19 protein-coding genes and 2 pseudogenes are annotated in these 20,733 nt (G+C 69.9%); 7 read left to right on the top strand and 14 right to left on the bottom strand.

Annotation, left to right across the window (positions count from 1 at the left end; genetic code table 11):
• Positions 1–401: 401 nt before the first annotated feature.
• Complete coding sequence (locus LRS10_RS02030) at positions 402–950, bottom strand: hypothetical protein (RefSeq protein ID WP_257835800.1); 549 nt, start codon at positions 948–950, stop codon at positions 402–404.
• Between the two features lie 65 nt (positions 951–1,015).
• Here LRS10_RS02030 and LRS10_RS02025 point away from each other — a divergent pair.
• A pseudogene (locus LRS10_RS02025) lies at positions 1,016–1,820 on the top strand (TIGR00730 family Rossman fold protein).
• On the opposite strand, the gene LRS10_RS02020 reads toward LRS10_RS02025, so the two are convergent.
• From LRS10_RS02020 to LRS10_RS01970, 11 genes and pseudogenes are all read right to left on the bottom strand, one after another.
• Positions 1,805–2,200, bottom strand: coding sequence for a GtrA family protein (locus tag LRS10_RS02020; protein ID WP_257835799.1), 396 nt, complete (start codon positions 2,198–2,200; stop codon positions 1,805–1,807). The pseudogene LRS10_RS02025 and the gene LRS10_RS02020 sit on opposite strands and share 16 nt — an antisense overlap.
• The gene (locus LRS10_RS02015) at positions 2,197–2,928 is read right to left on the bottom strand and encodes a bifunctional 2-polyprenyl-6-hydroxyphenol methylase/3-demethylubiquinol 3-O-methyltransferase UbiG (RefSeq protein ID WP_257835798.1); all 732 of its coding nucleotides are present in this window, start codon (positions 2,926–2,928) and stop codon (positions 2,197–2,199) included. Before LRS10_RS02015 ends, LRS10_RS02020 begins: the two co-directional genes overlap by 4 nt.
• Complete coding sequence (locus tag LRS10_RS02010; protein WP_257835797.1) at positions 2,929–3,888, bottom strand: glycosyltransferase family 2 protein; 960 nt, start codon at positions 3,886–3,888, stop codon at positions 2,929–2,931.
• Positions 3,885–5,258 carry a hypothetical protein gene (locus LRS10_RS02005; protein ID WP_257835796.1) on the bottom strand — a complete coding sequence of 458 codons (1,374 nt, stop codon included), beginning with the start codon at positions 5,256–5,258 and terminating at the stop codon, positions 3,885–3,887. The genes LRS10_RS02010 and LRS10_RS02005 overlap by 4 nt, the downstream gene beginning before the upstream one ends.
• Positions 5,255–5,749: a hypothetical protein gene (locus tag LRS10_RS02000; protein ID WP_257835795.1), complete on the bottom strand. Its 495-nt coding sequence runs from the start codon at positions 5,747–5,749 to the stop codon at positions 5,255–5,257. Before LRS10_RS02000 ends, LRS10_RS02005 begins: the two co-directional genes overlap by 4 nt.
• A gap of 106 nt (positions 5,750–5,855) precedes the next feature.
• Positions 5,856–7,991, bottom strand: coding sequence for a M13 family metallopeptidase (locus LRS10_RS01995; RefSeq protein WP_257835794.1), 2,136 nt, complete (start codon positions 7,989–7,991; stop codon positions 5,856–5,858).
• A gap of 109 nt (positions 7,992–8,100) precedes the next feature.
• Positions 8,101–8,787 (bottom strand): Crp/Fnr family transcriptional regulator, encoded by a 687-nt coding sequence (locus LRS10_RS01990; protein WP_257835793.1) that lies wholly within the window; start codon positions 8,785–8,787, stop codon positions 8,101–8,103.
• Positions 8,788–9,105: 318 nt separating this feature from the next.
• Complete coding sequence (locus LRS10_RS01985) at positions 9,106–9,612, bottom strand: pyridoxamine 5'-phosphate oxidase family protein (protein WP_257835792.1); 507 nt, start codon at positions 9,610–9,612, stop codon at positions 9,106–9,108.
• Between the two features lie 88 nt (positions 9,613–9,700).
• Positions 9,701–10,288, bottom strand: coding sequence for an amidohydrolase family protein (locus tag LRS10_RS01980; protein WP_257839062.1), 588 nt, complete (start codon positions 10,286–10,288; stop codon positions 9,701–9,703).
• 1 nt (position 10,289) lies between these two features.
• A pseudogene (locus tag LRS10_RS01975) lies at positions 10,290–11,396 on the bottom strand (amidohydrolase); the annotation flags it as partial.
• Between the two features lie 343 nt (positions 11,397–11,739).
• Positions 11,740–11,934, bottom strand: a complete 195-nt coding sequence (locus LRS10_RS01970) for a hypothetical protein (protein ID WP_257835791.1) — start codon at positions 11,932–11,934, stop codon at positions 11,740–11,742.
• 176 nt (positions 11,935–12,110) lie between these two features.
• On the opposite strand from LRS10_RS01970, the gene LRS10_RS01965 reads away from it, so the two are divergent.
• The gene (locus tag LRS10_RS01965) at positions 12,111–14,480 is read left to right on the top strand and encodes a TonB-dependent receptor (RefSeq protein ID WP_257835790.1); all 2,370 of its coding nucleotides are present in this window, start codon (positions 12,111–12,113) and stop codon (positions 14,478–14,480) included.
• A gap of 129 nt (positions 14,481–14,609) precedes the next feature.
• Positions 14,610–14,792 (top strand): hypothetical protein, encoded by a 183-nt coding sequence (locus LRS10_RS01960; protein WP_257835789.1) that lies wholly within the window; start codon positions 14,610–14,612, stop codon positions 14,790–14,792.
• A 3-nt stretch (positions 14,793–14,795) separates the two neighbouring features.
• On the opposite strand, the gene LRS10_RS01955 is transcribed toward LRS10_RS01960, so the two are convergent.
• Both LRS10_RS01955 and LRS10_RS01950 read right to left on the bottom strand, forming a co-directional pair.
• Complete coding sequence (locus LRS10_RS01955) at positions 14,796–15,599, bottom strand: N-acyl homoserine lactonase family protein (RefSeq protein ID WP_257835788.1); 804 nt, start codon at positions 15,597–15,599, stop codon at positions 14,796–14,798.
• The gene (locus LRS10_RS01950) at positions 15,599–16,660 is read right to left on the bottom strand and encodes a hypothetical protein (RefSeq protein ID WP_257835787.1); all 1,062 of its coding nucleotides are present in this window, start codon (positions 16,658–16,660) and stop codon (positions 15,599–15,601) included. Before LRS10_RS01950 ends, LRS10_RS01955 begins: the two co-directional genes overlap by 1 nt.
• A gap of 196 nt (positions 16,661–16,856) precedes the next feature.
• Here LRS10_RS01950 and LRS10_RS01945 point away from each other — a divergent pair, with 196 nt between their 5' ends.
• The 4 genes from LRS10_RS01945 (at position 16,857) to LRS10_RS01930 (ending at position 20,727) form a co-directional block, all read left to right on the top strand.
• Positions 16,857–17,984, top strand: coding sequence for a hypothetical protein (locus LRS10_RS01945; protein WP_257835786.1), 1,128 nt, complete (start codon positions 16,857–16,859; stop codon positions 17,982–17,984).
• A gap of 109 nt (positions 17,985–18,093) precedes the next feature.
• Positions 18,094–18,915, top strand: coding sequence for a TrmB family transcriptional regulator (locus LRS10_RS01940; protein WP_257835784.1), 822 nt, complete (start codon positions 18,094–18,096; stop codon positions 18,913–18,915).
• Positions 18,912–20,309, top strand: coding sequence for a retropepsin-like aspartic protease (locus LRS10_RS24195; RefSeq protein WP_374569382.1), 1,398 nt, complete (start codon positions 18,912–18,914; stop codon positions 20,307–20,309). The genes LRS10_RS01940 and LRS10_RS24195 overlap by 4 nt, the downstream gene beginning before the upstream one ends.
• Positions 20,239–20,727, top strand: coding sequence for a PDZ domain-containing protein (locus tag LRS10_RS01930; RefSeq protein WP_374569380.1), 489 nt, complete (start codon positions 20,239–20,241; stop codon positions 20,725–20,727). The genes LRS10_RS24195 and LRS10_RS01930 overlap by 71 nt, the downstream gene beginning before the upstream one ends.
• The last annotated feature ends 6 nt before the right edge of the window (positions 20,728–20,733 follow it).

The raw sequence follows: 20,733 nt of genomic DNA, 5'->3' as shown, positions 1-20,733 counted from the left end.
GGTGCCCCCCTGGTCCAAAACAGGAACATGGAGTTGCCGCGGTGCAGGTTCAAGTCTCTACTGAACCAGGCGTACCACGTGGAGGCGCGGGTAGCGCCGGGCTGCTGCGGCCCAGTGATAGGCGCGTCCGGAATGCTGCGACCATGCCGGCGTTGGTGCGAAGCTGACGCCCCCTTTGCTCTGGCTGTCCGCGATTCTGCTGCTGACGTACCCCTTCGGCCCCCCAAGGACCACGGCAGCTCACCCTGTGGGGTGGCTGGACTTGCACACTGCGTTACACAGCTTACGGCCACGGGTGGAAAATGCTAAGAAGATCAGATATATGGTTCAGGTGCGCCGGACTCAAAATCCGGTTCCGCAAGGAGTGTCGGTTCGAGCCCGACCGCCCGCACCAACGGCCGTCAGCCGCCTCTGACGGCTTCCCGCGCCAGCCGCTGCACTTCCAGGCAGACCCGACGCTCCGCCTCCGCGTCGGCCAGGGCGCGATGCGCCGGCGTCTCGGGCAGCACATGGGCGCGCGCCTGGGCGATCAGCCCGTCCGCATCTTCGTCCGAGTGCTTCGCACCCAGGACCTTCAGGATGTTCAGCGCCGCTTCGCGATGCGCCTCGTCGGCGTCGCGCAGTCGCAGCGCATGGCGCGGCAGGCCGGCGGCGCGCAGCAGCAGGCTCAGCCACTGGCCGTCCCACGAGGGCGCGGTGACGTACAGCGCGTGGCCGCTCAACTGGTCGATCATCCGCGCGGCGACGTCGCGGTGGTCGGCCCCTTCCTCCGCGAGCTGGTCGCGGCCCAGACCGTGGATCGCCTCGGCCTCGGCGTCCCACGTCGTCCAGCCGTCCGCCGGGCGGATCAGGTGGCTCTCGGCGCGTCCGTCCTCGAACACCCAGGCGACCTCCACCGGAAAGCCGCCGTCCTTCAGCGAAGAGGCCTCGAAGTCCAGGAACACGCGCATGGGCCACCAACGCACAACTCCAGTCCAACGTCGACGCCGCGCGTCGGACCTGACACTTTCCGGCGATGACCGACGACACCCCTTCAAACGCCCCGCAGATCGCTTCGCCGACCTATCGGCTGGCCGCGCTGGACCAGGATTTCCTGCTCGGCGACTCGATGCGGGGGGGTCCGCTTCCTGCTCGAGTTCGCCAAGGCCGACGAGGCGATGAAGGCCTGGGGCGTGAAGTCCACGATCGTGGTGTTCGGCAGCGCCCGCATCCATGAGGACGGGCCCGAGCCGCATCGGCGCTGGTACGCCGCCGCCCGGGCTTTCGGCGCGCTGGCGTCACAACGGGGCGGCGCCTACCTGGACGGCGGCACGGAGCGCAACAACGTCATCTGCACCGGCGGCGGGCCAGGCATCATGGAGGCCGCCAACCGTGGCGCGGCCGACGTCGGCGCGCCGTCGATCGGCCTCAACATCACCCTGCCGCACGAGCAGGAGCCCAACGCGTTCTCGACGCCGGCGCTGACCTTCCGCTTCCACTACTTCGCCATGCGCAAGATGCACCTGGCGATGCGGGCCAATGCGCTCGTCGTCTTCCCGGGCGGCTTCGGCACCTTCGACGAGCTGTTCGAGATCCTGACGCTCCGCCAGACCAGCAAGGCCCCGCCGATCCCCATCGTGCTCTTCGACGAGGCTTACTGGCGCCGGGTCATGAACCTGGAAGCCCTGGCCGAGGCCGGGATGATCTCGACCGACGACCTGAAGCTGTTCGATTACGCCGAGACGGCCGAAGAGGTCTGGGAATGCCTGCTGAAGGGCGGGCTCAAGCCTTACGGCGAGCGGGGCTCGTGGCAGGCCGCCCGCGATCAGCGGCTGGAGTAGGGACCCGCGAAAGCCCACAGCTTAGAGGCGGTGAACGTGGCGGCCGGCGTGACGACCGCGACGACCGCGAGGCCCGCGGCGAACGGCCAGCCGGCCTCGACGACCAGCAGCCAGGTCAGGACCTGGGTCACGCCCAGGCCGAACAACGAGACGACCAGGAAGCGCAGGAACTGCCCGCCCTGCAGCGCCGGTCGCCCGAAGGTCAGCCGCGCGTTGCCGAGATAAGACACAGCCACGGCGGCGAGATAGGCCAGCAGGTTGGCGGCGAGCGGCTCGAGGCCGGCCAGGTGTCGGAACGCGAGGGCGGCGGCCACATGGGCGCCCGTCGCCGCCGCGCCCACCGCGGCGAACACCACCGCCTGGCGGGCCACAGGCCTCACGCCGGCCTCTCCGCCACCGCCAGGATGGAGACCCCGAACGGCAGGTCCACCGCCCGCAGCAGACCGCGTTCGGCGGCGAACATCGAGGCCAGCAACCGGTTGAGCGCGGGCGGCGGCAGCGCCTCGTCGTCCCCGCCGTCGCGCTTCAGGGCCGCCTTGGCCAGCCGGATCGCCGCGATCGGCGGAAACAGCAGGGTGTTGAAATGGGTGACCCGCCGCACCTTCAGGCCGGCGGCCTGGATCAGATTGCGCACCTCGGGCCGGACATAGCGGCGCTTGTGATGGTGGGCCGCGTCGTGGGCGCTCCACATCCAGGCGTAGGCCGGCACCGTGATCACCAGCCTGCCACCGGTTCTCAGCTGGGCGGCCATCGCCCGCACCGCGCCCGCGTCGTCGTCTACGTGCTCGACCACGTCGAAGGCGCAGACCAGGTCGAAGGGCCCGCCGAAATCCGGCAGCCCGTCGGGCAGCAGGCCGCCTCGCACCTCCGCAAGGCCCCGCCCGGCCGCGTACTCGCGCGACGGACCGTCCGGCTCGACGGCCGACACCTCGCCGAACCGCCGCAGCATGGCGAGGTTGCCGCCCGCGCCGCAGCCGACCTCCAGAACGCGTGCGTCCGCGGGCAAGCTCAGGCGTTCGATCTCGGAAGTCAGGACGGCGCGCCGGCCTTCGAACCACCAGTGGTCCTGCTCGATCTCCCGAAGCCGGTCATAGATCGCGCGTTCCACCTAGGCGTCTTCCCCAAAGCCGATCCGCTCGCGGACGAGATAGGTCGGACGCTGCTTCACCTCCTGGTACATGCGGCCCACGTACTCGCCGAGGATGCCCAGGGCGATCATCTGGATCGCGAACGCGAACAGGATCACGACCATCAGCGAGGCGTAGCCTGGCACGTCGCGGCCCACCACGAGCACCCGCACGATCAGCACCAGCGCCCAGATCACCGCCAGGAGGGCCGAGACGACTCCGACGCCGGTCCACACCCGCAGCGGCGCGGTCGTGAACGCCGTCAGCCCGTCGAGAGCGAAACGGAACAGCTTGCGATAGCTCCAGGAGGTTCCGCCCGCCGCCCGCGGCGGCCGCGCATATGGCACCCCCGCCTGCCGGAACCCGACCCATGAGAACAGGCCCTTCATGAACCGGTTGCGCTCGGGCAACTGCTTCAGGGCCTCGACGACCGCGCGGTCCATCAACCGGAAGTCGCCTGCGCTGTCCGGGATCGGATAGTCCGAGAGCCCGTTGAACAGGCGGTAGAAGATCGAGGCGGTCTGCCGCTTGGTGAAGCTGTCGCTGGAGCGGTCGGTGCGCACGCCGTAGACCACGTCGTAACCCTGTTCCCACAGCGCCAGGAACTCGGCGATCAGTTCGGGCGGATCCTGAAGGTCGGCGTCGAGCGGCACGACCATGTCGCCCCGCGCCGCGTCGAGCCCGGCGGTCAGCGCCGCCTCCTTCCCGAAGTTGCGGCTCAGCGCCACGACCCGCACCCGCTCGTCGGCCGCGGCCCGATCGCGCAGCGCGGCCAGTGTGCCGTCACGGCTGCCGTCGTCCACGCAGACGATCTCCACCGCGACGTCCAGCCCGGTCGTGGCAGAGTCGAGCCGTTCGAACAGCAGGGCCAGGCCATCCGCCTCGTCATGCATCGGCACGACCAGCGACAACGTCTTTCCGGTTCTGGCGCGCACGGTCATCGACGGGCCTTCCGGGTCGGCGGACCTTCGATGAGCATGGCCACGCCCGCCGCGATGACCAGGGCGCACAGGGCGTTCGACGGGAAGATGTAGCGCGCGTCGGCAGCCGGTCCGATCAGGAACAGCAACGCCAGGTTGGCCGCCGCGCCGCCGGTCAGCGCCAGCGCCAGCAGCGCCCGCGGATCGCGGCGCAGCGCCAGCAGCCCGGCGACGCCAAGCGCCAGGACGTAGAGCAAGGCAGGCCGACGCCAGTACTCCGGCGCGTTGCGCTGCACATAGGCGCTCACGTTGCGCGACAGGTCGGGCCGGGCCAGCGCGAGCCCGCGCGCGTTGGCGTCGATGCCGCCGTGCACGGGATAGAAGACATCGCGCTTGGCCATGCCCAGCTGCTCCACCATGACGATGCGCCGGTGGTCGAGGTAGCAGCCGAGATGACGAGGGATGGCTGCGCGCCAGGCCCGGCCCACCGCCCCGTCGCCGTCGGTCTTCAGCACCGGCGGATCGCTCGCGCCGGGTTCGTGCGCCATCTGGACGTGGCGCGGATCGTAGGCTTCGCGGATCTGGGCGGGGGTGATCGGCCGGCCGGCGGTCACCTGCGGCGGCAGCAGGTTACGATCCGTGCAGGCGGAGACGCCCAGCAGGTCGAACAGCTGGATCTGGTAGAGGGTCCCGGCGGCGGGCATGCGCTTGAAATCGGGCAGGCGCCACTGCCACGAGGCCCAGGCGAGGCCGACGCCGAGCACGAGCGCCAGGGTCGCGAAGGCCCGCAGGGCGACGGTGGGCCGCCGCTCGAGCAGGGGCCGCCAGATCATCAGGGGCGCGATCAAGGCAAACAGCGGGAAGGCGTTGTAGCGCAGCGAGACGCTCATCCCGAGCATCAGGGCCGCCGGCAGCAACAGGGCGGCTCGCCGGGCGTGGGCGGCCAGCAGCCAGAGCGCCAGACTGGCCAGCGCGAAGCTCGCCACCGTCACGTCCCGCCAGTGCGCCATCGCCACGCCCAGCATCGGCGGCACGGCGACGAAGGCGGTCGCGAAGGCGGCCATGGCCGCCAGCGCCCAAAGGCGGCTGCGGATCAGCAGGCTGGCCGAAAGACCCGCGCCCAGGAACAGCAGGAAGGTCTGGGCGACGAACAGGCCGCCGACGCCCAGACCGGCCTTCCGGCTGAGCCAGAAAAGGTAGGTGTGGGTCGGAGGCCAGGTCATGTGCTCGATGCCCGCGAACGAGCGCTCGTAGGCGTAGAGGCCGTCGTAGTTCATGTGCCCCGGCCAGGCAGGGACGCAGATCAGCGCTGTCGCCAGCCCGGCGAAGGCGAGGGCCGCCAGCCACATCGGACGGCCCGGAACGGCGGCGGGGAAGGCGGACGCCGTCAAAGCGCGACGCCGGCCAGGTGACAGGCGCGGCGGCCGTCCGCCAGCACGCCATAGGCCTGCGCCTCGCCCTCCGATGTCCGGGTCAGCGCCGTCCACCCGGTGGTCCGGGAGGTGACCTCCGGTCGGGCCTCCGGCACGTCGTTTCGCTCACGTCCGCTCTCGCCCCCGCCCGAGATTCGGCCGTCCGGCCCGGTCACGACGATTCGGGCCAGGGGCGCTTTCGCGGCGGCGTCCCAGCCCCAGCCGGAGATGCGCGCGCCGGGGCGCTGGCCGCCATACCTCTGCTCCACCTGATCGACGTTGCCGCTGCAGGCGCCGGCCGGCGCCGGGGCGAAGACCTCGGTCAGCGGACGTCCGACGAGGGCGTCGGCCCAGGGTGCGAGGGGCGGAAGAGGGTCGCGGCCGGTCAGCCAGGCCGGCTGTTCGCATGCGGCCAGGCCGGCGGCGGCCGCCATTCCGGCCAGATGTCTGGCGCAAACCCACGCGCGCATGATCCCGTCCCGTCCTGCAGGGCGCCCCCGCCCACTTAACCGGGAACGATGACCGGCTTCAACGCAGAGGGGGCGTTCGTCGCGGCGAACGCCCCCGTCCTTGCGATCACCAGATCCGGACGCGGTCTTCCGGCGCGACATAGAGCTTGTCGCCGGCCTTCACGTCCCACGCCTCGTACCAGCCGGGGATGTTCCGGATGGTGCCGTTGACGCGATAATACGCCGGCGAGTGCGGGCCGGTGACGACCTGCTGGCGCAGGGCCTCGTCCCGGTACTTCTCACGCCAGACCTGCGCCCAGCCCAGGAAGACGCGCTGCTCGCCGGTGAGGCCGTCGATCACGGGCGCGGGCTTGCCCTTCAGCGAGGCGTGGTAGGCGTCGAGGCCCAGCGAGAGCCCGCCGAGGTCGCCGATGTTCTCGCCCATGGTCAAGCCGCCCTGCAGCTTGGAGCCGGGCAGGGGCTCGAACGCCGAGTACTGGGCGCCCAGCTTGTCGGCCTGAGCCTTGAACTTGGCGTTGTCCTCGGCCGTCCACCAGTCGCGCAGGACGCCGTCGCCGTCGGACTTGCGGCCCTGGTCGTCGAAGCCGTGGCTGATCTCGTGCCCGATCACCCCGCCGATGCCGCCGTAGTTGATGGCCGGATCGGCGTCGGGATCGAAGAACGGCGGCTGGAGGATCGCCGCCGGGAAGACGATCTCGTTGTTGGCGAAGTTGTAGTAGGCATTGACCGTCTGCGGGGTCATGCCCCACTCGCGCTTGTCGACCGGCTGGTCGAGGCGCGCCACGTTGCGCCGCCACTGGAAGGCGCCGGTCCGCACCGCGTTGCCATAGAGGTCGTTCGGCTTCAGCTCCAGCTTGGCGTAGTCGCGCCACATCACCGGATAGCCGATCTTGACGGTGAACTTGGCCAGCTTGTCCTGCGCCTGGGCCTTGGTTTCCGGGCCCATCCATTCCAGCTTCTCGATGCGCTCGCGCATCGCGGTGCGGATGTTGGCCACCAGGTCGTCCATCTTGGCCTTGGAATCCGGCGTGAAGTAGCGCGCGACATAGACGCGGCCGATGGACTCGCCGATGGACTGGTCCATGAACTGGGCCGCGCGCTTCCAGCGGGCCTGTTGCTCCGGCTGGCCGGCGAGCTCCTTCTGACGGAACTCGAAGTGGGCGTCGACGAAGCGCTTCGACAGCAGCGGGGCTGCGCCGTCGGCCACGTGGAAGGCCTGCCAGGCCTTGAGGGTTTCCAGCGGCGTCTCGCCATAGACCTTGGCGAACTTCGGGAAGGCGGTGTTGGTGGTCACGACGACCCGGTCGACCTTCGGCAGCTCCGTGGCGGCCAGGTACCGGTTCCAGTCGAAGCCCGGCGTGTAGGCGGCGAGCTCCGCCGGCGTCATCGGATTGTACGTCTTGTCCCGGTCCCGGCGCTCCACGCGCGTCCAGGAGGCCTCGGCCAGACGCGTCTCGAAGTCGACGACCGCCTTGGCGCTGTCGGCGGGGTTCTGCCAGCCGATCATGGTCAGCAGCTGCTGCACATAGGCCTGGTACTTGGCCTTCTTCTCGGCGAACGCGGCCTGCAGGTAGTAGTCGCGGTCCGGCATCCCCAGGCCGCCGGTGCCCGACATCACCGCGTACTTGGTGGGCGCCTTGGCGTCGATCGAGATGAACACCGGCAGGATCGAGCTGAAGCCGGTGGTGTTGGCCTTGCCCATCAGCGCGGTGAACTCGTCGCGGCTCTTGATCTTGCGGATCTGGGCGAGCTCAGGCGCGATCGGCTTGGCGTCCAGCTTCTCGGCCAGCGCCTCGTCCATGTAGGCGGCGTAGCCGGCGGCGATCTTGGCCGCGTCGGGGTCCTGCAGCTTGCCGGCCTTGGCCTCCTCCAGGATGGCGTGCAGGCGGGCGTCCGACAGCTCGCGCAGCTTGTTGAAGTTGCCCCAGCGCACGCGGTCCGATGGGATCTCGGTGGTCTTGTCCCAGGTGCCGTTGGCGAACTTGAAGAAGTCGTCGCCCGGCTTCACCGAGCGGTCCATGCCCGACAGGTCGAAGCCCCACGTTCCGTACTTCGGGCTCTCCAGCGAGGTCGCGGCGGCGGCGCCGGAGGCGCTCGGCGTGTCGGCGAACAGCAGCGCCGTCTCGCAGGCTTGGTCGGCGCAGGTGTGGTCGTGGCCGTCGGCCGCCTGAGCCTGGCTCGAAAGGGCGAGGGCGGCGGTTGCGGTCGCGGACAGCAGGAATTTGCGCGTGAAGCGGGTCATCAGGCCTTCTCTTCGAAACGTTATCCCGGGGTCCCGGCGGGAACCTCCCCATGGGATGCAGAGAAGAGGGAATTTCCGCCCCGCGCAATCAGAATCCGGACGAGCGGCGTTACCGCGGCAACAGCCGGTTGTAGGTCTTGCGGATGACGCCGTAGCACTCACACGCCTGGGCCTCGAGCCCCGCGCGATCCATGATGTCCACCACGCCGCGGCGGTAGCGGATCAGGCCTTTTTCCTGCAGCTGCCGGGCGACCGCCGTCACGGTCGTCCGTTGCACGCCCAGCATGTCGGCCAGGAATTCCTGGGTCAGCGCCACCGTATCGGCCGAGATCCGGTCGTGGCAGGTGAGCAGCCACCGGCAGAACCTGGCTTCCACCGAGTGCAGGGCGTTGCAGGCGACCGACTGGATGGCATGGCCGAACAGGGCCTCGGTGTGGCGGTCCACGAGGTCGCGCAACTTGGCGCTCCTCTCCCAGGCCTCGTGAAGCCGCTCGGCGCTGATGCGAGCGGCCCTGAGCGGGGTCTGAACGATGACGCGCGAGAGCGACTGGCGCGGCGCGACCGCGGCCATGAGGCCCAGCGCGCCTTCCGGCCCGATCGTGGCGCTTTCGATCGCCGCGCCGTTCTCCATCAGCGTCATCAGGGAGATGACGCCGTCGTGCGGGAAATAGACGACGTCGACCACGTCGCCCGGATCGTACAGCAGGCGTCCGCGCTCAAGCTCCACCTGAGTCAGGTGCGGAGCAATCAGCGCGTAGTCGGAAGGCGGCAGCGCTTCGAGCAGGCTATTCTGCAACGCGGGGACGGGCCTCTGCATCGGGGACTAGAAACGCGGCCGTAGGGCTCGGGTTTCAAGTTATCGACGCTCCTCGTCTCATACTGTCGTGAACTCGACACTGTTCGCAAGTCTGGGTGGAAAATCCCGAAAATACTGTGTGGTCCTCAGCCAACGGCGAGCTTCTGAGTGCTCTTGGGGGCGTCGGATAGTCGACTTAACTATAGCTTACGCAACGGGGCCGTGGAGAGTCTGGACGAATCATCTTTTGTGAAACGCAGACGGCGCGGAACGTCTGTCCCGCGCCGCCAAGTCGCCGCAATCCGCCGTGAAGGACGGCTAGTGCAGGTTGATGTCCTGCCGTTCGCCGATGTCCGGCGTGGTCTTGGACATGTTCGCCTTGGCCACTTCGATGGCGTACTTCACCGGTCCGCCTTCGCTGATCCACACCCCGGCTTCGTCGCAGTCGAGACGCAGGAGGGTGAGGCGCGGATCGTCCTTGCCCTCCGGGTACCAGGCGGCCACGTGGGCGTTCCAGTACTTGTCGATGCGCTCGCGGTCATAGTCGGTGGTCAGCCGCCCGTCGATGCAGGCCCACAGGTCCCGGCTCTGGAAGATGAAGCTGCCCTGGCCGCCGCCCATTCCCTGGGCCGCCGCTTCCGCCAGGTCGGTGTCCTTGTAGGTGTAGAACCAGATCGTGTTGGTCTCGCGCTCGACGAAGCCGGTCATCGGCTGGAAGTGGTGTCCGTCGCCGCTGATGCCCAGCATGCCGGTGTGCTGGCCTTTCTCGATCGCCGACCACATGCGGTCTTCGATCTCGGCGGGAGTCATCTTGTCGTGGGCCATGACGGCGTCTCCAGGTTCGCTCCAGGGGTCGGCCCCTGAACCCGCCGCCGCCGCCACGGTTCCGCTCGACTGTTAACGAATGATCGCCTCAGCGCCGCTCGTAGACGACCTGGCCGTCTACGACGGTCAGCACCGCGTGGCCCTTGGGGATGTCGGCCTCGGGCGCGGTCATCAGGTCGACCGAGAACGCCGAGAGGTCGGCGCGCTTGCCCACCTCGATGGTCCCGAGCTCGTCCTCCGCGAACCGCGCGAAGGCCGCGTTGCGGGTGAACAGCTTCAGCGCCTCTTGGCGCGACAGCGCCTCCTTCGGGCGCCAGGCCGGCGTCGAGAAGCCCTCCAGGTCCTTGCGCGCCACCGCAGCGTAGAACTCGATCAGCGGATCGCCGCGCTCCACGGGGGCGTCCGAGCCGCCCACCACCGTGGCGCCAGCGTCCGTCAGGCTCTTCCAGGCATAGGCGCCGTCGAGGCGCGCATCGCCCAGCCGGGCGGGCGCGAAGTGCAGGTCGCCGATGGCGTGGCTGGGCTGCATCGAGGCGATCACGGCGTCGTCCACGAACCGGCGGATGTCGGCCGGACGCACCACCTGCGCATGCTCGATCCGCCAGCGGGGCCATCCGCCGCACGTTCGGCGGCGTGGCCGCAAACACCTGCTCGTAGAGGTCCAGCACCACCGCATTCCCGCGGTCGCCGATGGCATGCGTGGCCACCTGGATGCCCGCCGCGTAGGCCTTGGCCATCGAGGCCTTCATGGCTTCGGGCGGCGTCAGGATCAGACCCTTCGTCCCGTGCGCATCGGCATAGGGGTCGAACAGGGCCGCACCCCGGGAACCCAGCGCTCCGTCGGCGTAGATCTTCACCGCCCGCGTGGTGATCCGGCCGTCTGCGCTGGTCCGCGGGCCGCTCTCCAGCAGGGGCGCGGCCTCGCCGATGTCGATGGCGTTGTACACGCGCAGCGGCGCCTGCCCCTTGGCCGCCAGGTCCTCCAGCAGCGCCACGTCGGCCCAATCGACGCTCATGTTGTGCACGCCGGTCCAGCCGTAGGCGGTCTCGACCTTGAAGGCCGCGGCATAGGCCTCGCGCTTGTCGGCCTCGGTGGGCCTTGGCTGCAGCTTGGCGACCAGGCCCATGGCGTTGTCGACCAGCATGCCGGTGAGCCGGCCGTCCTTGTCCTTGAGGATTTCGCCCCCGGCGGGCGCCTGGGTCCGCTCGTCGATGCCCGCCGCCTTCAGCGCCGCGGTGTTGGCCACCAGTGCGTGACCGTCGGCGCGGACCAGCAGCACCGGCCGGTGCGGTGCGAAATGGTCGATGTCCTTGCGGTGCAGGAAGCGGCCCTCGGGCCATCCGGTCTCGATCCAGCCGCGGCCCCAGACCGGCGCATCGCCGGGCCGCTTCGCCAGATAGGCCTTCGTACGCTCCGCCGCCTCGGCCGCGGACCTCGAGCCCTCCAGGTTCAGCGACAGCTCGCGCTCGCCGATGCCGCGCAGGTGCGCGTGGCTGTCGGTGAAGCCGGGGAACAGGGCCGCGCCCTTCAGGTCCACGACCCGCGTGCCGGGGCCGACCTGCGCCTGCGCGCCGGACCGGCTTCCGACATAGGCGATGCGGCCCCTGCGCACCGCCACCGCCTCGGCCTGCGGCGCATTGTCCGCGCCGGTGTGGACGGCGCCGCCCCAGATCACCAGGTCGGCGGGCGGGGCGCCGGATTGCGCCTGAGCGCCGCCGGTCAGGCAGAGGAGGGCGCCGATCGCGCCGATCAGGGTCAAGGAGGCCGAATTGAACGTCCGCATGCCGCCAAGCTAGCGAGGCTTCATAGCCCCGCGCCAGCCCCGCGGGCGGTTAACTGCAAAATGGGTACCTGCCGCATGGCTGATGGGCGCCGGGATGTGGCACAGGCGATCACCGTCGTCCCCGTGCCGCCCGTCATGACCCATTTCCCGCGCGACCCTCTGATCAGCCGCTACCCCGAGCCGATGACGGCCGGCGAGGCGCGCCGCGAGGTGCGCCGGGCTCTGCAGCTCCGCCGCCGGGTCCCGCTCGGCCATCCCTATGGCGTGGCGCCGACCTGGCTGCCCTATCCCCTGGCGCTGCTGGTGGCCATGTTCGTGCGCGCGGTCGCCGAGGGCGCGACGCCTAGTGGATCCCGTCCTCGCCGCCGAGGCAGTGCTCGTAGATCACGCGTGCGGTCCCGCTAAGCGTGTTGGCCGCGCTGGTCAGCGCGGCGTTGCCCACATAGCTCTCGGCCGCCTCCGCGAGCCGCAGCAGCTCCTCGGCCACGGCGGACAGCTTCAGATAGACGTCCCTGTCGGACACGGGCTGGTCGCTCATGGGGTTGGTTGTGGGCTGCGTCGGGCCCGCAGGCCAGAGGCGGACGCCGCGGCCTTTCGGCAACAGTTCACATTTCACCGTTCCGGGGAGCTAGCGGCGCGGATTCCACCTGCGGTACTCCTCCGCACACGAAGCACGGCCATTCGTGAGCCGCGCCGTGGGAGGAATTCGAGACCATGCAATCCGGCAAGACCCGGCTGGCGGCGCGCGCCAGCCTGTTCGCCCTCATCCTCGCTGTGCCGCCCGGCGTCGCCGCCGCCCAGACGAGCTCCGCCGAGGTGGAGGAACTGGTGGTCACCGCGCGGAAGCGCGACGAGGCCCTGATCGACGTGCCCTTCTCGGTGGCGGCCCAGAGCGAAGCGGTGATGCGCGAGCGCGGCGTCACCAACATCGAGGACCTGTCCCGAACGGTCGCCGGCTTCACGGTCCAGAACCTCGGCCCGGGCCAGAGCCAGGTGGCCATCCGCGGCATCTCCGCGGGCCAGATCGTCCGCGACCAGCCCGGCGTGAAGGAGCAGGTCGGCGTCTACCTCGACGAGAGCGTCATCTCGCTCTCGCTGTTCACCCCGGACCTCGATCTCTTCGACCTCAATCGGGTGGAAGTGCTGCGCGGGCCGCAGGGCACGCTGTTCGGTTCGGGCTCGCTGTCCGGCACGCTGCGCTACATCACCAACCAGCCCGATCCGGACGGCTACGACGGCGCGCTGGAAGCCACCGTCTCCAAGGTCCAGGGGGGCGATCTGGGCGGCGAACTGAAGGGGATGATCAACATCCCGATGGGCGATCGCGCGGCCCTGCGGATCAGCGCCTACGCCACCGAATACGCCGGCTTCATCGACGCCATCCAGCCCGGGGGATCGGTGCAGGAGGACGTCAACGGCGGCAACCGCTGGGGCGTCCGCGCCGCCATGCGCTTCGAGGCCGGCGAGAACCTCGCGATCACGCCGCGCGTCCTCTACCAGTCGATCGACGTGAACGGCTTCAACCGCGTCGACGTCTTCAACATCCTGGCCAACGAGTTCACGACCACCCGCACGCGCTACCAACTCGGCGGGCTCAAGCAGTTCACCCAGCTGCAGGAGAAGTTCGAGGACGACTTCCTGCTCGCCGACCTGAACATCGAGTACGATCTTGGCGGCCTGACGCTCACCTCGATCTCGTCCTTCACCGACCGCGACGTCCTGGTCGTGCGCGACGCCACCGCGCTCACCGGCTCGATCACCGGCGGCTCCATCGGCCTCGCCCCCGCAGTCTACAATCTCGACGCGCCGCTGATCGACGCCACCGACGTCAAGTCCTTCAGCCAGGAGGTCCGCCTGGCCTCGAACGGCGAGGGGCCGCTGCAGTGGGTGCTCGGCGCCTTCTATTCGAACATCGACCGCGACTACTCGCAGGACCTGCAGGTCATCGGGTTCGAGGCGCTGACCGGCATCCCGACGGCCGGGCCGGCAGCGCCGCGCGACAGCCTCTACTATTCGACCGTTCCGTATAAGCAGAAGCAGTTCGCCGTCTTCGGCGAGGCCACCTATTCGGTCACCGAGCGGCTGGACGTCACCGCAGGCCTCCGCTGGAGCGACTACAAGGAAACCCGCGAGCTCACCTTCGACGGCATCTTCGCCGAGCAGACCATCGGCGTGCCCGGCAAGACCAAGGCCGACGCCTGGGCGCCCCGGGTCATCGTCGCCTACGAGGTGAACGACGACGTCACATTCAACGCCCAGGCTTCCAAGGGCTTCCGCCTCGGCGGCATCAACGATCCGCTCAACCGGCCGCTCTGCACGCCCGCCGACTTCGCCACCTTCAACGCCCTGTCCGAACCCAGCTTCGGCAACGAGACGGTGTGGAACTACGAGGCGGGCATGAAGGCCCGGCTGGGCGGCGGCGCAGGCCTGCTGACCGTCGCCGGCTTCTATGCCGACATCGAGAACCTGCAGGCGACCATCGACGCCGGCTCCTGCTCGTCGCGGGTGATCGTCAACGTGCCCAAGGCCAAGTCGGTGGGCTTCGACGCCGAGATCGCCTGGCGGTTCGGCGAGAACTTCGATGTGGCGGCCTCGGCCTCGTACAATGACGCCAAGCTGACCTCGAGTGTCGAGGATGCGGCGGGCAATCCGATCCAGGGCCTGCGCGACGGCAACCGCCTGCCGACCGTGCCGAAGTTCCAGGCCTCGTTCAGCGTGGGTTATCAACGCGAGGTCACCAGCACGCTGGACGCCTTCGCCAACCTGACCTTCCAGCACGTCGGCAAGCGTTACACCCAGATCTCCGACCAGGAGAACAATCCGGCCTCCGCGCCGCTGTTCACCAATATCGGGGCGACCACGGTTTCGACGCTGTCCTTCCCGCTCGACCTTCCCAGCTACGAGGTCATCAACCTGCGTCTCGGCGTGCGGGGCGAGACCTGGGAAGCCGCCGCCTTCGTCAACAACCTGGGCGACGAGCGGGCCTGGCTGTCCATCGACCGCGAGCGGGGCCTGCGCGCCCGCTACGGCTTCCAGACCAACCCGCCGCGCACCTACGGCGTCACGCTGCGCAAGACCTACTGATCGTGGAGAGCGTGCGGTCCTCCCTCGGGAGGGCCGCATGGCTCCCGCGCGCTCCGGCTCCCGTCGGTCGGCGGAACCGGGCTGGGCCGTCGTGGATTCCCTCCGCGATCACAGCCCAGGAGACCGCCGATGTCCTCCAATCGCGAACTCATCGATACCGGGACCGACAAGCGCTACGTGCGGCGCGACGAGAAGGGCCGCTTCAAGGAAAGCGCCGACGTCGGCCGCTCGCTGGCCGCCGATCGCCGGACCAAGGCCAAGACCGTGGCCAAGAAGGGTCAGGGCGATCGCGGCGACCGCAAGTCCAACTAGCCGCTACTCCAGCGGAGCCGGGAAGGCGGGGAGCGCAGCGAAGTCCTCCGGCACGTGCTCACGGACGACGCGCGCCTTCTCCTTCGCCGCCAGCGCTTCGATCTTGTCGTAGCTCTCCAGCGTCTTCGTCCGGTCGACGTTGAATCGCGGCACCCGCTTGGCGGCGCGGCTCTCGGCCACATGCCACAGGTCGCCGGTCAGCAGCACCGGGCCGCTTTTCGGCAGCTTCACCAGCAGGACCGTGTGTCCCGGCGTGTGGCCGGGCGCGGGGATCACCTGGACGCTGCCGTCGCCGAAGACATCGTGCGGCCCCTCGCCCTCCACCAGCACGGTCTTGGCGGCCTCCAGCGCGGAATAGGCCGCGAACTGCGTCGCGTTCGCCCGCGCCTGCGGCCGGAAGGCGTAGGCCTGTTCGTCCGGGTCGACGATCCAGGTCGAGCCGGCGAACAGCCCGGCGTTGCCGATGTGATCGAAGTGGCTGTGGCTGACCGAGACGTACTCGATGTCTTTCGGCTCCAGCCCCAGGGTCTTGAGCTGGCTCAGCAGCTTGTCTCGGCTCTCCGGTACGCCGGTGTCCCACACCAGGTCGCCCTTCGGATGCCGTACCAGATAGCAGGGCACCACCATGTCCACCTTGCGGCCCTTGTAGGCCCCGTCGTCGGCGAACATGTCGGCATCCGGCATGGAGAGCTTGCCGCAATCCATGGTGTAGAGCTTCACCGCCGGCGCGGCGTTGGCGGTCCCGGCCGCGCCTAGCGCCAGGGGCAGCGCGCCGGCGAGGGCGAACAGGGTCGATCGCAGGTTCATCAGGTCCCCTCCCAAACGTGGCGCCGGCCAGCCTGCGCCGGGCGCGGTCCGGGCGCTAGTCCTAGTTCTTCGCGGCGGCCTCCTCGACCCGGGCCCCGCCCAGGATGTTGGTCAGCGAATAGTTGCCCTCGTGGCAGGCGTATTCGTAGATCGGGCCCGTCGCCGGCCGCCACGGCATCTCGGCTCGCCACGGGCGCGCGAAGGTGGCCGGGTCCTCCACCGTGAAGGCGTACAGGATCGCGTCCGGCCCGGTCCGCGTCAGCCGCTCCCGCACGACGGCGGTCTGCGTGTAGGTCATGCCGCCGGTCATGCTGCCGACATAGGCGCCCAGCGGATTGTGGTTGGTGGTCTCGATCACCAGGCTGTCCCCCCTCGAACCAGCCGACGCTCTCGCCCATCCACCGCGGCGCCTTCGGATCAGTCCTCGGCCGCCTCGCCTCGGGACCGGCGATCAGGGTGACGATGCGCACGTCGTGGTTCATCTCCACCAGGATGGCGACATGATCCTTCGTCTGCAGGATCTGATAGTGGCCGTTGAAGCCGGTGTTCATCATCGGCGGGCCTTCGGGCGAGCCGATCGCGGTCAGGCACCGCTCGTCCGTCGGCCGCATCTCATAGCTGTCGTAGCCCTTGCTGCGTCCACGCTCACGGGTCCGCGCGCGGCCTTCTTCGGTGAAGGGCAGGCGGCCGTCCTGCGGCTCGACGATCCAGGAGGAACGCCACTGACCGTTCACCCGGGCCGGCTTCAGGTCCATCTCCAGGAAGTCGGAGTTGTCGACCGCCTTGGTCTCCTCCGGCGCCGGGGCGTCCGGGTCGCTGGTCGGCCGGATCAGCACGTCGACCATCTGCCGGAACTGTTGGGACATCGCCTCGGCCTCGGCGTCGCTCATCGCCAGGGCCTTCACCCCCGGCGGCCGCTGCAGCCAGGTGATCGAGGTGTTCGTCCAGACGCCCGACAGGTCCGGCTGCCCCAGCCGGTTGCGCGGCGCCTTGTAGCCGTCGGCCGCCGCGCCGCCCGCCGCCGCGAAGGCCAGCGCCGCGCCGAGAACCATCCATCGCATGGCTTCGCTCCCTCATTCGCCGCTGGAGCTTCCCGCGCCGCGCCGGCCGCGCCCATGACGGCTAGCGCCAGTTCCATGATCGTCGGTGACAAACTCCAGCTTTCAGGTCTGAAATCATGCGGCGGACCGACGACCGCACACTGCGGGGAGAAGGCGGGCGCGAAAGCCCGTCCGCTTGGAGGGAGGCAATCTGGTGATGCGCAAGGCGCTCGTTCTCGCGGTCTCGGTGCTGGCGCTGTTCGGCGCCGCCGAGGCCTCCGCCCAGTCGGCTCAGGCCGCCAAGGGCCAGCAGGTCAATCCGACCATCCGCCAGCCGGGCTGGAAGGCGCCGCGCACGTCGTGGGGCGCGCCGGATCTCGAGGGCTACTGGTCGAACGCGACGCTGACCCCGCTGACCCGCAACCCGCGGCTCTCGCCCAAGCCCACCGTCAGCCGGGCCGAGGCCGAGCAACTGGAGAAGGCCTGGGCCAAGGCGCTCGCCGACAGCGACGCCCAGACCGACCCGAACAAGACCACCGAGGAGCTGCAGGCCGAGTTCGGCCAGTCCGATCTTGTGAAGATCCGTCCCGACTTCGCCGCCGCCGGCGGCGACGTGGGCGGCTACAACACCTTCTGGATCGACCCGGGCAACCACATCATGGAGGTCAACGGCGAGTTCCGGACCTCGCTGCTGACCACGCCCAACGGCCAGTTCCCGCCGCGCAAGCCCGGCGCGCCCAGCGCCGGGATGGGCTTCCGTGACGCCTACGACAGCTACGAGTACCGCGGCCTGGGCGACCGCTGCATCATGGGCTTCGGCCGCAACGCCGGCCCGCCGATGCTGCCGAACGGCTACTACAACAACAACTACCGCTTCGTGCAGAGCCCCGACGCGGTGGTGATCCAGGTGGAGCTGATCCACGACAACCGGATCGTGCGGCTGAACTCCAAGCATCGCACCGATGGCGTCCGGCCGTGGATGGGCGACTCGATCGGCTGGTACGAGGGCGACACCCTCGTGGTCGAGACCACTAACCTGCCGGAGGGCCAGGCGCTGGCCGGGGCCTGGAAGAACACCAAGATCACCGAGCGCTTCACGCGGGTCTCGGACACCCGCCTGAACTACCAGTTCACCGTCGAGGACCCCGACGTGTGGGATGCGGCCTGGGGCGGCGAGTACAACTTCTATCCGCTGGACGGCATCGTCTACGAATACGCCTGCCACGAGGGGAACTACGCCCTGCCGGCCATCCTCTCCGGGGCGCGTCAGGCCGAGGAGGAGGCCGCGAAGGCCAAGGCGGCCGCGCCGCCCGCCAAGGCCAAGGGCAAGTCCGGCGCCGACTGACGCGGCGGCGAGCCGGGGCGTGGGCGTGCGCGGCCTGGTCCGGACGCCCGCGCCCACTATTACCAGAGCTTAACTGGACCCCGGGGCTGCGCCGGTCTTAGTAGCAGTCATGACTGCTACGACGCCTGCCGCCGCGCTGCTGGACCTCGGTTTCACCGAGATCGAGGCGCGGGTCTATTGCGAGCTCATCCGCGCGGGTTCCGCCACCGGCTATCGGCTGGCCAAGGCGGTCGGCAAGGCCTCGGCCAACACCTACGCCGCGCTGGAAACGCTGGCCGCCAAGGGCGCGGTCTTCGTCGATGACGCCGACGGCCGCGCCTGGCGCGCGGTGCCGCCTCGCGAGCTTGTCGCGGCGCTCGAGGCCCGGTTCAGCCAGCGCAGCCAGGCTGCGCTCGCATCACTCGAGACGCTGAAACCCGCCAGCGCCGAGGCGCGGCTCTACGGCCTCCGCACGCCCGACCAGGTGCTGGCCCGCGCCGGAGCCATGATCGCCGCGGCCGAAGAGGTGCTGCTGTTCGACCTCTTCCCAAGCCTCTTCACCACGCTGGCCCCTGATCTGGAGCGCGCCCACGCCCGCGGCGTCCGCATCGTCGGCCAGGTGTACGAGCCGGTGGAGACGCCGCTCGCCACCGTCCGGCAGCCGACGGCCGAGGTGCAGCTGGCGAGCTGGCCCGGTCTGCAGATCACCATCGTCCGCGACGCCCAGGAGCACCTGACGGCCTTGCTCTCGCACGACGCCCAGCACTGCCGCCACGGCGTCTGGACCGACAGCCCCTACCTCGCCTGCCTGCAGCACAGCGGCCTCGCCGCCGAGATCGTGCTGGGCGCCCGGGCCTGCGGCCAGACCCTGCCTTTTGATCCCTCCCTCTTCGGCTCCCGGCCCGCCGGCCTGGAGGCCCTGACCGGTCCTGCTTCTGGAGTGCCGCTATGAAGTCGCTGCTCGCCGCCGCCGCCGCCCTGGCGCTGGCCCTTCCCGTCGCCGCCGCGGCCGATCCGGCCGGCGACGCCGTCGCCCGCTACGTCGCCTGGCGCGGCGGTCCGGCGTTCCAGAACGCCACCGGCCTCCACGTGCGTGGCGTGATCGACAACGGGCGCTTCAACGGGCCGCTGGAGCGCCGCATCGAGCCTGGGCGCTTCGCCGAGCGCCTCGTCCTGGGGTCGGCCGACATCCGCCGCGCGGTGGTCGGCGACGAAGGCTGGACCGTCACCCTCAGCGGTCAGGTCGAGGACGCGGGCGAGGGCGTGGCCCAGGAGGCCGCCCGCCGCCGACTCACCGCATTCGACGACGCCCTCGGCGGCCGGCATGGCGAGCTCACGCTGGAGCCTGACGAGACCTTCGATGGCCGCAGCGTTCAGGTGCTCCGCGTCACCTTCACGCCGGACAGCCGCTATGACCTCCTGCTGGAACCGACGACGGGGGCGCTGGTCGCCGACCGGACGCTGGAGGAGGGGGTCGTCACCGTGACCCGCTTCTCGGATTGGCGTCCCGTCGAAGGCGTGCGCATGCCGTTCCGCCAGGTGCAGCAGACCGAGGGCGAGCCGATCGTCATCACCACGGTCCTCACCCACGTCGATATAGACCCGAAGGCCGATCCGCGGGCGTTCGCCCGTCCCGCGTCGCGCCGGATCTACAGCTTCCCGGCGGGCCGCGCCCATACCGACCCGCTGGCGTTCGAGCTGTTCGCCGGCACGCGCATCAACATCCCGGCCACCGTCAACGGCGTCGCCACCGACGTGATGCTGGACAGCGGCGCCGAGGCCACCGTCCTCGACAGGTCGTTCGCCGAGAGCCTCGGCCTCAAGCCGTCCGGCCTGGTCGCGGCGGTGGGCACCGGCGGGCGCGACGTGGCCGAACTCGTCAGCGGCGTCGACATCCGCCTGGGCGACGTGGAGCTGAAGGGCCTGACGGTCGCCCTGATGGACCTCAAGGCCATCGGTGCGACGATCGGCCGGCCGCTGCCGGTGGTCCTCGGCAAGGAGGTGCTGAACGCGCTGACGGTGCAGCTCGACTTCGAGCGAAAGACCATCACCTTCCACGACCCGGCCCGTTATCGCGCGCCGGCCGGCGCCAGTGCCCGTGCCCGTCACGAACGTGTCGGGCCTGCACGCCATTCCCGTCTCCATCGAGGGCGGCAAGCCGGTGCTGATGGACTTCGACCTGGGCAACGGGTCGCCGCTGCTGGTCTATCCCAGTCTCTGGAAGCCGGCGGGACTGCTCTCCGGCCGTCCGACGTCCCAGAGCCTGTCGGGCGGGGTGGGCGGCCTGCGACCGCGCACGGTCGCCAGCGTCCGCAGCCTGACCCTCGCCGGCGTCGAGATCCGTGACATTCCCGCCGTCTTCGGCGACGAGGACAACAGCGCCTTCAACGTCGGCCACGCCGGCGGCAACATCGGCATGCCGGTGCTCAGCCGCTTCGAAGTCACCACCGACTACGCCCGCAACCGCATCCTGCTGAAGCCTCGCCCCGAGGCGCTGGCCGCGCCCTTCGTCAAGGACCGGGCCGGCGCGCTGGCCCGCTTCGCCGACGGCGTCTTCACCATCGCCATGGTCGCGCCCGGCTCTCCGGCCGAGGCGGCGGGCCTGAAGACCGGCCAGGTGATCACCGCCGTCAACGGCCGTCCCGCCGCAGAACTCGGCGTGGCCGGACTGACGCCGCTGCGGACCGCCGCCGCCGGCCAGACGCTGGCGCTCACCCTCCAGGGCGGCGAGACGGTGACGCTGACGCTGCGGGACTACTACTGACCTTGC

Origin of the sequence: Phenylobacterium sp. J426 (assembly GCF_024699945.1) — a bacterium.
In the GTDB taxonomy this organism is placed as follows: domain Bacteria; phylum Pseudomonadota; class Alphaproteobacteria; order Caulobacterales; family Caulobacteraceae; genus Phenylobacterium.
The sequence above is the reverse complement of the archived record's forward strand: the minus strand, read 5'-3'. Positions and strand labels throughout refer to the sequence as shown.

Coding starts and splice junctions, on each gene's coding strand:
- LRS10_RS02030 (WP_257835800.1), bottom strand. CDS start 950: ATGCGCGTGTTCCTGGACTTCGAGGCCTCTTCGCTGAAGGACGGCGGC.
- LRS10_RS02010 (WP_257835797.1), bottom strand. CDS start 3,888: ATGACCGTGCGCGCCAGAACCGGAAAGACGTTGTCGCTGGTCGTGCCG.
- LRS10_RS02000 (WP_257835795.1), bottom strand. CDS start 5,749: ATGCGCGCGTGGGTTTGCGCCAGACATCTGGCCGGAATGGCGGCCGCC.
- LRS10_RS01995 (WP_257835794.1), bottom strand. CDS start 7,991: ATGACCCGCTTCACGCGCAAATTCCTGCTGTCCGCGACCGCAACCGCC.
- LRS10_RS01985 (WP_257835792.1), bottom strand. CDS start 9,612: ATGGCCCACGACAAGATGACTCCCGCCGAGATCGAAGACCGCATGTGG.
- LRS10_RS01980 (WP_257839062.1), bottom strand. CDS start 10,288: ATGCGGTGGTGCTGGACCTCTACGAGCAGGTGTTTGCGGCCACGCCGC.
- LRS10_RS01970 (WP_257835791.1), bottom strand. CDS start 11,934: ATGAGCGACCAGCCCGTGTCCGACAGGGACGTCTATCTGAAGCTGTCC.
- LRS10_RS01965 (WP_257835790.1), top strand. CDS start 12,111: ATGCAATCCGGCAAGACCCGGCTGGCGGCGCGCGCCAGCCTGTTCGCC.
- LRS10_RS01960 (WP_257835789.1), top strand. CDS start 14,610: ATGTCCTCCAATCGCGAACTCATCGATACCGGGACCGACAAGCGCTAC.
- LRS10_RS01955 (WP_257835788.1), bottom strand. CDS start 15,599: ATGAACCTGCGATCGACCCTGTTCGCCCTCGCCGGCGCGCTGCCCCTG.
- LRS10_RS01950 (WP_257835787.1), bottom strand. CDS start 16,660: ATGCGATGGATGGTTCTCGGCGCGGCGCTGGCCTTCGCGGCGGCGGGC.
- LRS10_RS01945 (WP_257835786.1), top strand. CDS start 16,857: ATGCGCAAGGCGCTCGTTCTCGCGGTCTCGGTGCTGGCGCTGTTCGGC.
- LRS10_RS01940 (WP_257835784.1), top strand. CDS start 18,094: ATGACTGCTACGACGCCTGCCGCCGCGCTGCTGGACCTCGGTTTCACC.
- LRS10_RS24195 (WP_374569382.1), top strand. CDS start 18,912: ATGAAGTCGCTGCTCGCCGCCGCCGCCGCCCTGGCGCTGGCCCTTCCC.